The sequence below is a fragment of the Proteus sp. LHD240705 genome (genome assembly GCF_047921555.1).
Taxonomy (GTDB): Bacteria; Pseudomonadota; Gammaproteobacteria; order Enterobacterales; family Enterobacteriaceae; genus Proteus.
Map to the genome: position 1 here is coordinate 381892 of NZ_JBLRMI010000003.1, position 12481 is coordinate 394372.

General features: G+C 37.7%; 16 protein-coding genes. 12 read left to right on the forward strand and 4 right to left on the reverse strand.

The annotated features are described in order from the left end of the window. The first annotated feature begins 41 nt into the window (after positions 1 to 41). The 6 genes from ACNART_RS07875 to ACNART_RS07900 all read left to right on the forward strand — a co-directional run bounded on the left by ACNART_RS07875 (position 42) and on the right by ACNART_RS07900 (position 3057). Complete coding sequence (locus ACNART_RS07875) at positions 42 to 419, forward strand: hypothetical protein (RefSeq protein ID WP_416303501.1); 378 nt, start codon at positions 42 to 44, stop codon at positions 417 to 419. Next, the gene (locus ACNART_RS07880) at positions 403 to 762 is read left to right on the forward strand and encodes a hypothetical protein (RefSeq protein WP_416303578.1); all 360 of its coding nucleotides are present in this window, start codon (positions 403 to 405) and stop codon (positions 760 to 762) included. Before ACNART_RS07875 ends, ACNART_RS07880 begins: the two co-directional genes overlap by 17 nt. 2 nt (positions 763 to 764) lie before the next feature. Next, positions 765 to 1133, forward strand: coding sequence for a hypothetical protein (locus ACNART_RS07885; protein WP_098943653.1), 369 nt, complete (start codon positions 765 to 767; stop codon positions 1131 to 1133). Then, positions 1130 to 1501 carry a hypothetical protein gene (locus ACNART_RS07890; RefSeq protein ID WP_103004645.1) on the forward strand — a complete coding sequence of 124 codons (372 nt, stop codon included), beginning with the start codon at positions 1130 to 1132 and terminating at the stop codon, positions 1499 to 1501. Before ACNART_RS07885 ends, ACNART_RS07890 begins: the two co-directional genes overlap by 4 nt. A gap of 64 nt (positions 1502 to 1565) precedes the next feature. Then, positions 1566 to 2321 carry an Ig-like domain-containing protein gene (locus tag ACNART_RS07895; protein WP_416303502.1) on the forward strand — a complete coding sequence of 252 codons (756 nt, stop codon included), beginning with the start codon at positions 1566 to 1568 and terminating at the stop codon, positions 2319 to 2321. Between the two features lie 49 nt (positions 2322 to 2370). Then, positions 2371 to 3057, forward strand: a complete 687-nt coding sequence (locus tag ACNART_RS07900; RefSeq protein ID WP_416303503.1) for a DUF6246 family protein — start codon at positions 2371 to 2373, stop codon at positions 3055 to 3057. Positions 3058 to 3598: 541 nt separating this feature from the next. Here ACNART_RS07900 and ACNART_RS07905 read toward each other — a convergent pair. Both ACNART_RS07905 and ACNART_RS07910 read right to left on the reverse strand, forming a co-directional pair. After that, positions 3599 to 4105 (reverse strand): hypothetical protein, encoded by a 507-nt coding sequence (locus ACNART_RS07905; RefSeq protein WP_416303504.1) that lies wholly within the window; start codon positions 4103 to 4105, stop codon positions 3599 to 3601. A 9-nt stretch (positions 4106 to 4114) separates the two neighbouring features. After that, entirely contained in the window at positions 4115 to 4615 is a 501-nt protein-coding gene (locus ACNART_RS07910) for a hypothetical protein (protein WP_416303505.1), read from the reverse strand. 359 nt (positions 4616 to 4974) lie between these two features. Here ACNART_RS07910 and ACNART_RS07915 point away from each other — a divergent pair, with 359 nt between their 5' ends. The 4 genes from ACNART_RS07915 to ACNART_RS07930 all read left to right on the forward strand — a co-directional run bounded on the left by ACNART_RS07915 (position 4975) and on the right by ACNART_RS07930 (position 7665). Continuing rightward, positions 4975 to 5286: a hypothetical protein gene (locus ACNART_RS07915; protein ID WP_416303506.1), complete on the forward strand. Its 312-nt coding sequence runs from the start codon at positions 4975 to 4977 to the stop codon at positions 5284 to 5286. Between the two features lie 480 nt (positions 5287 to 5766). Next, positions 5767 to 6462, forward strand: a complete 696-nt coding sequence (locus ACNART_RS07920) for a hypothetical protein (RefSeq protein ID WP_416303507.1) — start codon at positions 5767 to 5769, stop codon at positions 6460 to 6462. After that, positions 6453 to 6854, forward strand: a complete 402-nt coding sequence (locus ACNART_RS07925) for a HEPN domain-containing protein (protein ID WP_416303508.1) — start codon at positions 6453 to 6455, stop codon at positions 6852 to 6854. Before ACNART_RS07920 ends, ACNART_RS07925 begins: the two co-directional genes overlap by 10 nt. Positions 6855 to 6993: 139 nt before the next feature. Beyond that, on the forward strand, positions 6994 to 7665 hold the full coding sequence (locus ACNART_RS07930) for a hypothetical protein (RefSeq protein ID WP_349429674.1): 672 nt from the start codon (positions 6994 to 6996) through the stop codon (positions 7663 to 7665). 138 nt (positions 7666 to 7803) lie between these two features. Here ACNART_RS07930 and ACNART_RS07935 read toward each other — a convergent pair whose 3' ends face one another. Both ACNART_RS07935 and ACNART_RS07940 read right to left on the reverse strand, forming a co-directional pair. Continuing rightward, positions 7804 to 8211 carry a type II toxin-antitoxin system HicB family antitoxin gene (locus ACNART_RS07935; protein WP_416303509.1) on the reverse strand — a complete coding sequence of 136 codons (408 nt, stop codon included), beginning with the start codon at positions 8209 to 8211 and terminating at the stop codon, positions 7804 to 7806. Positions 8212 to 8273: 62 nt separating this feature from the next. After that, on the reverse strand, positions 8274 to 8462 hold the full coding sequence (locus tag ACNART_RS07940) for a type II toxin-antitoxin system HicA family toxin (protein ID WP_416303510.1): 189 nt from the start codon (positions 8460 to 8462) through the stop codon (positions 8274 to 8276). A gap of 212 nt (positions 8463 to 8674) precedes the next feature. Here ACNART_RS07940 and ACNART_RS07945 point away from each other — a divergent pair, with 212 nt between their 5' ends. Both ACNART_RS07945 and ACNART_RS07950 read left to right on the forward strand, forming a co-directional pair. Further along, entirely contained in the window at positions 8675 to 9055 is a 381-nt protein-coding gene (locus ACNART_RS07945) for a hypothetical protein (RefSeq protein WP_416303511.1), read from the forward strand. Positions 9056 to 9117: 62 nt separating this feature from the next. Continuing rightward, positions 9118 to 12474 (forward strand): tape measure protein, encoded by a 3357-nt coding sequence (locus tag ACNART_RS07950; protein WP_416303512.1) that lies wholly within the window; start codon positions 9118 to 9120, stop codon positions 12472 to 12474. Positions 12475 to 12481: the final 7 nt, after the last annotated feature.

Genomic DNA, 12481 nt, shown 5'->3' on the forward strand with positions numbered 1-12481 from the left:
GCGAGGGGCAGTAGCCCCTTATTTATCCATGAGGAGTGATCATGTCTATTGTGATTACGGTTGAGCAAGTTAATGAACAATTAGAGGTGATGGGGTTTGAGGCAACAAGCCTTGTTATAAGCTCTGCCATATCTATTGTGGATACTATTGATACTTGCCTTGATAACGCAGGATATTCAGATGCAGTTGTTACTTTAATTAAGCTGTATTCGGTTATCCTCATATTATCAACTGCTGATGTTAGAAAAATATCCTCTGAACACGCACCTTCTGGCGCTTCTGTTTCATATCAGTATTTTGCTGATGGTAGAAAAACATTGTTAAAAACGCTGTCTTCTCTGGACCCCTTTGGATGTACCGATAGCTTACCTATTGAACGACCTGTTGGTCTTGTTCAGTTTGATGTGGCTCGGGGGTGATATGGGGAAAATCCTGCGACGATTTTGCAAGGGGTGGGCAACCATTTGGAAAATTACAGGTAAAGATGGTTACGGTAAACCCATATTTTCAGAGCCAATTCATATCCGATGTGATTACGGAAGTAGTTTTAAAGATGGTAGAAAAACCATTGGCACTGAAATAATCATTAAGAATGTTATTTGGACTGAGTATAGCGAAGCAACTCAAGAAGACTATATCGCCATTGGCAAACATGAAGATAGAGATCCATTTTTGCATGGTGCTAGTAGGATTAAGTCTATCGATAGAGACCGAGATATTAATGGTGGTCTAGACGATTACACATTAACGACGGCGGTATAACTATGGGGGCAAAAGTAAAAGGAATAGGTAATGCGATATCTAACTTAAACTCTCTGGTTGGAAGTATAGCATCAAAAAAGATAGCTCGAGCCATGCATAGAGCGCTAGATATTGGTGGTAGGCAAGCTGCTATATACACACCCATTGACACTAAAACGCTCATTAACTCACAATTTAGAGATGTAAAAGTAAAAGGCACACTATTTACTGGTCGCGTTGGTTATTCTGCTTCGTATGCTGTTTTCGTTCATGATCCTAATGTTAATCAAAGTTTCCGTAGACCTACCGCTAAGAAAGAATTCCTCCTGAAAGGATTTGAGGAAACGAAACAAATGATTGATAAGGCTGTCGCTGAGGAGTTTAAAATATGACGACCTTTGAGCGACTGAAAAACTATTTTTCTGAATCAGGGTTATCAGATGGTTTCATTCAGCAGGATTATATTTGGAATGAAAAAGAAGGTAATGATTCAGATTCATACATCGTATTTCAGCAACCCAATGGAACTGGGCGTATTGATGATCTAAGTGGTGATGATTTCTTTACCGTTTCACTCATATCTGGCAAGGCGTGGATTGAGTTTATTGTTCAGCGAGCTAACGAAATACTAGAGTATGTAAGGTGTCACTCTAGAAGCCATAACATTGGTTTCATTATCAATACATCTGGTTTTGTTAATCCAATTCAAACGACAGAAGGTAGGTTTATCATTCCGCTTTCTTTCCGTTGTACATCTTAAATTAAACACATCTCAGCAGGTCGCTCATGCGGCCTTTTTTATTTGCAAATAAAGAGGTTATAACATGGCACAATGCCCTGATGATAAAGGCCTAGTGATGGGTAACGCAGGTATTCTGCGCATTGCAAAAGGCTGTCCTGACCAAGTACCAGCACAAGATCAATTCTTACGTTTAGGTGCGCTAACAAGCAAGTCATTCGATTTCGGTATGGAGACAGTAACGTCTAATGCTGATGACACTAAAGGCTTAACTGAATCAATTGTTACTGGCGCTGACTTTACGATTAGTTTTGATGGTGAATTAAAGAAAGCTGGTGTAACCGGCTCTACTTCCGCGTTTGATATTGCTAAAGAAATCCTTGATGAAATCAAAGCAAGTCGCCAACCAACATATTGGGTTCAACTTGATATGAAAGGCGATGGCTCTGATGTTGTTCAGGGCTATATGGCTTTCACATCTTGGTCAATGGAGTTTCCAACAAAAGAAATCTCCACTTATTTAGGTGAACTTAAAGTTGCTAATGCAGAAACGGTTGAATGGCTACAAGAAGAAATCGTTGTTGAAAGTGTCGCAGTAGAACCAGCTACTCTGTCTGTAAAAGTGGGTGAAACTAAGACATTTACTGTCAAATTTACACCAACCGATGCGACTAACAAAAACTATACCGCTGTAAGCGATAAGCCTAACTTTGCAACAGTTACTCAGCTTGTGAATGTAGTCACTGTGCGCGGTGTTGCTGAAGGTACTGCGAATGTTACTGTCACATCCGAAGATGGTAGTAAAACAGCAAAATGCGTGGTCACTGTTACCACTGCTTAATATTACAAAGGGTGCTTTCGAGTGCCCTTGATAATATTCAGGAGGGATTATGACGCCTATTTTAGAAATCGGTGAGATGGTTATCTCTACTGATAAAAAGGATTACTTGTTTAGACCATCGTTCATCAATATGACAAGAATTGGTGAGCCTAAACAGATTGTGATCGCATACGGTCAATTAAATGGCACAGAGGTACAAGAGTTAATTACACGCGCCGTAATGAGTTACAGGGTTATTCCTGAATGGTTAATAAAGGCCATTAGCAAGCCAACATACGGACGCAATATCCTGCAAACTGCAATGATAGTGATGCAGGCGTGCTGTGATGATGATTGTTCGGAAATCATTGGCGAATGGAAATCAGGTAAACGAGGTATCGTCTATAAAAACGGCAAGATGCCAATCGCTGACATTATCGTTATTGCCAGAGAACTATTTACTCACGGAATTATCGGTAAAGCGAAGATCCGCAAACTTCAACGCAATGAAGGAAAAAACGAATTCTCAGATGAGTTCATGGCAATTGACTACATCAGTTCATCTCGTGCGCACTTTGGCATGAATAGAGATGAAGCCGAACAATTAACCATGACTGAATTTCAGATGATGCTCAAAGTTAAATATCCCGATGAGAAAGGCTTCACGAGAGAGGAATACGACAACATCATGAAGCAGGATGATAAACGTAATGATGAGTTAATCAGTGGTAATCGTCGATTAGTGAGTAGGCGATAGGTTTCAATGTGTTGACTGATGATGGGGTTCCTAACTTAGTGTACACGATATATTTCGATGAATTACCTGTGGTTGTTAAGTTATCTTAAAAACTCTAATATACTTAAGATATATTTAGCAATTTAAAAGTATGGAAACTAATTTTTACTAATAAATTGTTTAGCGGTGGCTTTATCGGATGAAATGTTCCGTGTAGAGGCGTCGCATGTCATGAAGAACAATGTGATTGATAATGTTACGGAGCAATTCGTCATAACTCCAAGTATGAACCGTGGTTACAAGTCTGTTTTGAACGAACTGAAGCCTCTAATCTTCAATTTTTAACGCTTCTAGATGAAAAAGAAGTTTTAGGTATAGCCAAGTATTGCTAAGTTAGTGGATTCTAAATGTAACTAGTAACCCTTTGATGATTATGTAGCGAGGACTCATTTGTAAAAAATTCAACCCATTAGAGGGAAGATATCAGAAAAAGTAAGAAAAAAGGTAGTTTAGAAGAAAGAAAACTATGAATAGATATGGGGATTAGCCGAAGAAGGTATTTTTACTTATTTTCAAAAAGGGATAAGTAATCCTTCCTGCTTTTTTCATTATCATCATTTTCATCTATTAAAACGGTATTTACATTACAAATATCTTTGTCCTTATTTATTGTTTTAGCTATTGACCTTAAGTTCTCTATCAATTCCTCATCATTTTTAGACGTAATAAATGTATTATTCATCCCGCTATAAATAGCATGAATAATATCTATTTTTTTTTGTAAACTATTTTTTGTTTTATTATGTTCAATCCTCTCTTTATTGTAACTGGATTCCATGTTTAGAGCTTCTGAAGCTATCTTTCTAAACAATAAAAGTAAGCTTATAACTAGAATTATTAATGTTATTTGTATTTTATAACCAATATATTTGTTTTCATACAAATATTGTATGGCTATTGTTGAATAATAAACCATTATTCCATAAATAGCCGTAATTAATACTTCTATAATAGAACCAACATTCTTCCAATGTAGAATGTTTTTTCTTTTCTTATTGTTATCGCCCATAAAATGCTCTTATTCAGTTATTCTTTTATGTTTGTAATTATCATTGTTAAGGTACGCAGAAAACAATATTGGAGATGTAATTAGGGCGTTGGTATTTAGGTCTATATAATCTTGAAATGGAATGTTTAAAGATGATGGCATTAAAGCCTGAGCTCTAAAACTAACAATTAAATTACGGCCTTTATTTTTTTCAAGAACGGCCTTGAAGCCCGGCACTTGTCCATTGAATTTATTAACCACATCAAATATCTTTTCTTGTTTTACTTTATTGTTCATTTCATACTGAAATATCAGTTTTATTTCAATATGTATAAGTATGCCTTTTAGATGAACTGATAATATGTAAGTTATGTTTTTTTTCTTAAATGTTACTCGATAAATGGTTGCACTTTTATTTGCATCAGTAGAGTCGTTATTATCTACAACAGGTATTTCACTTAATTCACTAATGTCTCTATTTTTATCTAAACTGTTTAGTGCTGATTTTATTTTTTCTAGTATCTGTTCCATATATACCGTAATTTTTTAAAGTAAAAATAATAGCCTATACTACCTTTTTTTTTATATTTTTGCACTAAATAACCTATATCAGATAACAGTCCTCTTTTGGGGGGTATTACCTGGATTCCCCAACTTATTGATATTGCTTGGCTATTCTAAATTAGAATAACGGAGCCACAAAAATTTTGTATTCAAATATTGAGCGGTGAAAATATTTTACCGCTATTTAGCCCATTCTTGGGCTGGGTAGTGGTTAGGTATTAGTCATCAAATGAGTCAATATCAAACACTTTTGAGGTCCTACTGAACGCGGAGCCTCTCGCCACGCTAAAATACTGGAAACAGATCAGGCGTGGGATTTCTTTGAATTGCTCGAAGATACCTATTTTGGATCACGAAAAGATAATAATCTTCCTAATAACTATATTGAAGCATTGGAAAATTTACTAAAAGCAAAAAAAGAAAAGGTAGTTCTTAGACTTGAACGTGATGTTGCAATCGAAACTAAAGCGTGGATTGGGCGCAAGCGTGAAGCAACCTCAATGGCTACCGCATCTAAAGCTGTTCGTGAAAAGAATCGTCTTGCTGAAAAGCTAGGTGAAAGTAAGAAGCATGCAACAGTATTAGCAGTAGAGAAGAAGCTAAACAAAAAATTCAAATGGCAACCATTGAAGAAATAGTGCAAAGCGAATGATGTAGAAATATCTACTGTTCATGATGATAGATATGGAACAGCTAACTCATATCCATCAGGTGCATGGAAGTCCGCTTATGATGTGGATTTAGCTAAATTGTTCTAAACACCCAAGCCAAGGACGGCTTGCTCGTTTTCTGAGAGTACCAATCCTAATCTTGTCCGAAGATAGCCGAACGATGGGATTTGAGTTGTTTTACAGTAAGTGATACTGTGTTTATATACAGTTAAATTCTCCTCTAAATAGAGATTTATCTCTTATAAAAGATAGTGAGATTCGTCTCAGAGGCACAAACTTTCATTGAAGTTAACCAAATGTTGTTTTAGTATGGCGTCAAGTTGATATTATCAAATTGCTAAATCAGGCAAAAAAAAAGACATGCAACCAATACATAAATCAGATGAACTTTTAGAGTCAATGGAATCGTGGCTATCAAATCAGAATTTTATTACCGAGTTCAGGTTGATGGGTTTACTGAAAGATATTGATAATTATTTTTCTGGTTTAAGAAAGAACTATGCCAAAGCTTTAGCATATAGTTTGGTCAAAGATCTTAAAAAAGCTGAATATTACTTTGAGCTATCTTTGCAAATACCCGATGCCCATTATGCAACAAACTATATGGCAATAGTAAATAATTATGGCTCAATAATAAAAACTAAAGAATTGTCAGAAAGATTTGCTGAAGAGTATGAAAGCATATCTTTTTCAACGCTGGCATTTGAGTCATCTTTATACTGGGCAGACATGGAGCGGGCAGAATATTACATCCAAAAAGCAATTAAACTATCTAATGATGAGGACAGGATGAAGCTAAAAGATGATTTTGAATCTGCCAATCTTGCTTTATCTAGGTTTAAGGAAAAAGCAGGATTTGAAAAAGACGAGGCAAAATTATTATCCAGTATAATAATGAATATACTGGAATATAATAATATTAGAATTAAAGGTATTAGTTACATTTATGAGCAAAATCATGAAGAGAAATTAAATACTTACATCGTTACAGCTCAATGTGAAGACCCATCTAAGATTGCTGACATGAATATGGACTTAGCGTTTAAATTGGCTGAATATGATGAGCTTCTGGATAAAAATTTCAGTGCCATTATACGTGGTTGCTCAACTAATACAGACGGAGGTATTGCTCCGTGTCTATAAATTGTGATGAATTGTTAGCATTCGCTAGAGATTGTGTCGAAAGAGATGATGAAGTTGGATACCGGAATGCAATATCAAGAGCATATTATTCAGCTTATCATTCAGTTTACCCTGTATTAGATAATGGGCCCAAAGATAGCCACCAAGGATTGATAGATTATTTAAAATCTGATGCATGGCGCGGTAATGAGAAGTATGAAAAACAGACTTTAATTGCTATTGCCTATATGCTGAAATCACTTAAAGATAGTCGTATTATTGCAGATTACAGGCTAGAAGCATCAGAGGGTGTATCAAAACACAATGCAGAAGAGTCCGTAGAGTTGGCTTCAAGGGTTCACTCTAAAGTATCTGAAATGGCATCTCTTAAATTATCATCCTTATCTAAATAAACTACAATATTTCCAATAAAGCCTCCTCTGAGGCTTTTTTATTGCCCAAATTTCACCACGCCTCTTAACTGAGGTTTTTTGCTTTAACTATACTCATTAATTGTTTAATGTTTAGGTGAGACAATAAGGAGAGGTGCTTATGTTTAACCTGACTATGCTTAGTAATATTTATAATTTAGCAATTAATGGAAATAGCAAAACCATAGCATTCACGACTAATATAGGTGTTGGTGTTTTTACCTGCATGTTATTTCTATCCACAGAAGACGCAGAAAGAAATGACAAAATATTTATATACTTAGGTAGGATAGGGCGTTTTTTTGAGCTTAAAATGTATGGTGCCCATGGTAAAGGCGATTTCATCCTATATATAAAGGATTGGCAGGAGCAACTCATTAGGGATGAATTGGGAATAAAAAATGGTCAGAGATATCCTTTTAGGCTGAATGATTTTTTAGATACTTTGAATAATCAGATTCCACAACAAATTGATAATGTTCGGACGGCAAATACATTAAGAGATAATAAAGATACTATAAAGACTTATTTACCTAATATTGTTGATGAAGCATTAAAGGTAAATCTAGTTGGTATTCGCAGATTAAAAGAAAACGCGAAGGCGCGAGATAAAACATTACGCAAATTGTATCTACATAGTGATGGTAATGGTGATGATATATCCGCATTTATAGATGCTATAAAATCTGATGGTAGATTCACGATAGGTTGGAGAGAGGATGGCGATAGAATTCCGTTCCGAGAATTATTGAGCCAATTTAATGACAGAGTGCAAGAAGCAAGAATTAATTAATGTACGGTTCAGGATTGTTATTTAAATTAATTTTATTTGCAACCCGCTCCGGTGGGTTTTTTATTGCCTGAATTTCACTAAGCCTTTTAACTTGAGGTTTTCCTCGTTCGAGAATAGGGCGGTACTCCCGCCCTTTAATTAATGATTGGCTATCTCTTTTCTAGCTAAGTCAGCCAAAAAAGCAGAGCGATTTTTATAATGCCCACTTTGAGCAATATATTTGTCGATAGCCGTTAATAGATTGTTTGGCATCGTTAAATTGAACTTTATGGCTTTAGATTCATATTTTGCCGGATCTATTTCGACAAGCCCAAGAATACCTTCATCCTCTTTCAATCTATCATCATTTAGATAGGTAGCGGGATCTTTGGGGGCTGGTACGTGCCCACCTTTGTCGGTTAAAACTTCCATGTGTTGAGCAAATGCAGATTCTGCATTTCTGATTGTATCTTCTATGTTGTCGCCAGCAAAAAAGCAACCTTCAACATCTGGGAAATAGCCATCAAAGCCGTCTTCTGTTTTGAATATAAAGAGTGGGTATATCATCTCTTACCTCTTAATTTATATTGATGAGTATGCAGATGAAGGGGCGGTATAACCGCACCCTTTTATAACAACTTAAGCCCTGATATTTTCTGAGCTTGCCGGATGATGCCCTTTGACGAATCTTTTCTAGGGTGAGGGATGGTGATAATTTTATCGAATCCCTCTTTAGTTAAAGTAATGTGACTGCCGTCTTGTCTAGCTTTAACCCATCCATCAGCGATTAGTTTCTTGATTAATTCTGCACTACTCATCAATCCTCCGTTTCGTTGATATGGGTATAGTACCTACCATTCTGTGTGTTGTCAATATATTTGTGGGTTTTATACCCACTAACTTTAATATAAATTGCGTATGTAATTTTTATTGTCTTTAACTCACAGCATATCTTAACCGAGGCTTCTTGATTTTTTTTGCATCACCATTTATATAACATAAGAATAAATTAACTAACGGGGATGGTGTTGTGAGGAAGGTTATTTTATCCACTCTAATGGTGTTGCTTTCTGGCTGCAGTGAGCAGGGGAAATATGATGGTAGTTATACTTGCTATGTATCTCAGGTAGCAAATGATTATCCATCAATAACTAATTCAAAATATGCGTTCCCTAAGACATTAACCAAATCTGATGTAATCATCAAAAACAACATTATGACAATAAAAGGATTTATTTCAGAAGATTATGTTAGTGGAGAGTTAACAGAAGATAAAAAAGATAATCTAATAAACGTAAAGGATAAAGTTACAGTATCAATGTCAAGTGATAGAAATAGTGTATTTTTGCTATACGAAGAAGGTGATATACCAGTAATACAGACACTTACAAACTGTGAATTAAAAAAGTAGATTAATATTAATTACACCAACCCTGCCATTCGGCGGGGTTTTTCATTTTAAGGAGCCGATAAATGGCAAATGTAGGCGAAATTGTTTATCAAGTTCAAATGGATGTTCAGCAATTACTCACATCTCAGCGTCAGTTAGAGCAACGCCTTAATCGTATGGATAGTAGCTTTAACCGAACGTCTCAATCAGTAAATAATACTGAACGTTCAATGCAATCTCTATCTAAAGTTGCAGCGGCTCTGACTGGTTATTTATCGGCTTCAATGGTTGCTAGTTATTCTGAGGCATGGACTGAATTAAACAATAAGCTATCTAACTCAGTTCGTGCTAGCGAGTCGCTTATTGATGTAACTCAACGAGTATTTGATATCTCTCAAGCAACACGATCTAGTCTTGATGCCACAGCAACACTCTATGCACGATTAGAGCGAGGAACGAGAGAATACAATACATCAGCGGCGGATTTGGCAAAATTAACAACGATTATTAATCAGGGATTTATTGTCTCTGGTGCTACTGCGCAGGAAGCAGAAAACGCCATCATTCAGTTATCACAGGGTATCGCTTCTGGTGTTCTCCGTGGTGAAGAATTTAATTCAGTAGCAGAACAGGGTAGTCGCTTAATGGTTGCATTAGCTGATTCACTAGGAGTAAGTATAGGTCAGCTTCGTAAAATGGCAGCAGAAGGCAAGTTGACCACTGATGTTGTTGTAAAAGGGTTATTGTCTCAGGGGGATGCTATTGGTAAAGAGTTCGCTAAAACCACTCGAACAATGTCGCAGGCATTTCAAGAAGCAGGGAATAACTTAACTAAGTTCCTTGGTGAGAATACAACAATAAAGGCATCTATTAACGTATTCAGCGATGCTGTAATTACTGCAAGTAAGAGTCTCGATGAAATGGTTTTAGCGGTTAGTCTAGTTGCCTCCGTTGTTGGCGGTAGATACATTGCCGCAATGGGGTTGGCTATCAAAGCTAAAATGCAATCAGCAGTTGCAGCAAGGCAAGAAGCGATAGCAAACCTTCAAGCTGCTAGAGTAGCTGAACACAATGCAATAATGACGGCAAGAAAGACCGCTTTAGATTTAGCAGCAGCCAGAGCGTTAGTTGAGAAAGCGAAAACCGAATTTGCGGCCGCAAGAGGAACAAACGCAGAAGCAACCGCGCTGGCAAATTTAATTGCCGTTAGATCTGCCGCAACAACCGCGGCGATAAATCATAAGCAAGCAACGCAGGCGCAGACAGCAGCAATGGCTAACTCAGCCGCAGCAGCAAGAGCCGCTTCTGTATCTATCGGTTTAGCTAATAAAGCTCTAGGTTTTGTTGGTGGCCCAGCAGGTATAGCAATGGCCGCGGGTGCTGCGATCATGTATTTCTACCAGCAGGCAAAAGAAGCAAGAGAAGAAGCAGTAAAACTTGCAGAGGGAGTAAATCAATTAACTGCTGAAATGAAAAACATGACAAGGGAACAAAAGAGGGCTGAATCTGCCAAGTTAAAAGAAGCGCTCCCTGAGTTAAAAAATGAAGTTCTAAACACCACTGTCACTATGAAGCAAGCTGCGGAAAAAGTAAGAGAATTAGAGGCTGATTTGGCTTTAGCTAAAGTTGGAACAAGTAAATATGAATCCATAACAAAACAGCTAGCCGATGCTCAAGATAAGTTAGCAATTGCAACTGACAACGCAACAAAGGCGTCAAATAACTACAGTCGCACAAAAAATACCATATCTTTTATTCAAGCTGATCTTAATGGTGAGTTAAAAGAGGGAATTGATTTACTAAAAAGGGAAATATCTGTTCTGCCAAGTGGCGCAAAGGGATGGGATTCTTATGGTTTTTCTATTGATAGGGCGCTGCAAAAAAAGAAAGAGTTTAATGGTGAAAAAATATCTTTCGAATGGTCTAAGGAGGGGATGGATTTAAGAAAATCACTAGAGCGTGAAATGAAGCTAGCTAACGCCAAAAGTGAAGTTGATAAGAGATTATTGCAAGTTGATTTTTACATTGAAGATAAAGGGATAACAGACGAAAGGGAAATATATCAACTAAAGCAAATAGCAATAGCAACTCAAGAGGCTCAAGATGCAGCTGCTGAGCGTAACAAAACAACCAAGGAATCAACCAAAGCCACAGACGCAGCATACGAAGCATTAAAACGCCAGAGAGAAGAAATTGAGCTTTTAAACAAAGGTTACAAAGACGGCTCTCTTGAAATGGCTAAGTATGATGCGGTTAAGGCGTTGGGTGACAAGGCATCTCCTGAACAGATTAAACTAGCTGAGAAACTTGCAGAAGATAAATACAACATTGAGCGCAATCTAGCTGATAAGAAAGCTGCACTTGATCTTGATTTAGTCACTAAAGCTAAAGAATCTCACGATAAACAGCTGGCAGACTTAGAGCGGATAACAAAAGATGATGTATCTCTCACTGAACAGGCTGCAAGGCGTAAAGCTGAAATTGAAGCAGAATATCAGCAAAAAATAGCCGAAATACGGGCTAATAACGCTGTATCTCCCCAAGATAATTTAAAAGCACAAGTAGACCCTGTTCAGCAACTCAAAAACGAACACGAGCGTAAACTTGCGCTTATCCGTGAATTTGAGACTGAAAAAGGTGCTATCACTCAGCAAAGTTTGGCGTTAATGAATGCCGCTAATACTCAATATGAGCAAGACCGGATGAATGCTCAATGGGAGATATGGCGTAATCAGAGTCAAGCTAATCAATTCTTAGCTGATGGGTTGGACGCATTAGGGCAACGTTCCGCTAACGTAATTACAGGGCTATTAACAGGCACTCAATCCCTTAACGATGCTTTCCGCAATGTCGCATTAACCATTGTAGACCAAGCCGTTGGCGCTCTGGTTCAAATGGGTATGCAGCAAGTTAAGAATATGATTACTGAAAATGCTATGCGTAAAGCGTCAAATGCTCAAGCGGTTGCAGACGCAACGGCGACTGGAGGTGCAATCGCAACTGCAATGGCTCCAGCCGCAGCAACGACCAGTATAGCCACAATGGGTTCTGCTGCAACTTGGGGAATGGCTGCAATGGCGGCAGCAATGCCCGCCATGATTGCGCTTGCTGGCGCTCGTAAAAATGGAGGACAGGTCGGTGCAGGTAAAATGTATCGGGTTGGAGAAGGTGGCAAGCCAGAGATATTCAAGGCATCGAATGGTAATCAATACATGATACCAGGCGATAGTGGGCGGGTTATCAGCAATCGACAAATGGGTAAAGGTGGTAACGGTATCAGCATGGGGGATATGCACTTTACATTCCAAGTTCAGGCACCGAATGGTATCACTCAAAAGGAAGCGCAGCAGATACAGCAAATGGTGAGAGGTACGGTTTATGATGTACTTGGCACCGAAATGCGTAGCGGTGGTGCGTTGGAAAAATCAAGAAGTTGGTAACGGCCAC

Coding starts and splice junctions, on each gene's coding strand:
- ACNART_RS07875 (WP_416303501.1), top strand. CDS start 42: ATGTCTATTGTGATTACGGTTGAGCAAGTTAATGAACAATTAGAGGTG.
- ACNART_RS07880 (WP_416303578.1), top strand. CDS start 403: ATGTGGCTCGGGGGTGATATGGGGAAAATCCTGCGACGATTTTGCAAG.
- ACNART_RS07885 (WP_098943653.1), top strand. CDS start 765: ATGGGGGCAAAAGTAAAAGGAATAGGTAATGCGATATCTAACTTAAAC.
- ACNART_RS07890 (WP_103004645.1), top strand. CDS start 1,130: ATGACGACCTTTGAGCGACTGAAAAACTATTTTTCTGAATCAGGGTTA.
- ACNART_RS07895 (WP_416303502.1), top strand. CDS start 1,566: ATGGCACAATGCCCTGATGATAAAGGCCTAGTGATGGGTAACGCAGGT.
- ACNART_RS07900 (WP_416303503.1), top strand. CDS start 2,371: ATGACGCCTATTTTAGAAATCGGTGAGATGGTTATCTCTACTGATAAA.
- ACNART_RS07905 (WP_416303504.1), bottom strand. CDS start 4,105: ATGGGCGATAACAATAAGAAAAGAAAAAACATTCTACATTGGAAGAAT.
- ACNART_RS07910 (WP_416303505.1), bottom strand. CDS start 4,615: ATGGAACAGATACTAGAAAAAATAAAATCAGCACTAAACAGTTTAGAT.
- ACNART_RS07920 (WP_416303507.1), top strand. CDS start 5,767: ATGGGTTTACTGAAAGATATTGATAATTATTTTTCTGGTTTAAGAAAG.
- ACNART_RS07930 (WP_349429674.1), top strand. CDS start 6,994: ATGTTTAACCTGACTATGCTTAGTAATATTTATAATTTAGCAATTAAT.
- ACNART_RS07935 (WP_416303509.1), bottom strand. CDS start 8,211: ATGATATACCCACTCTTTATATTCAAAACAGAAGACGGCTTTGATGGC.
- ACNART_RS07940 (WP_416303510.1), bottom strand. CDS start 8,462: ATGAGTAGTGCAGAATTAATCAAGAAACTAATCGCTGATGGATGGGTT.
- ACNART_RS07950 (WP_416303512.1), top strand. CDS start 9,118: ATGGCAAATGTAGGCGAAATTGTTTATCAAGTTCAAATGGATGTTCAG.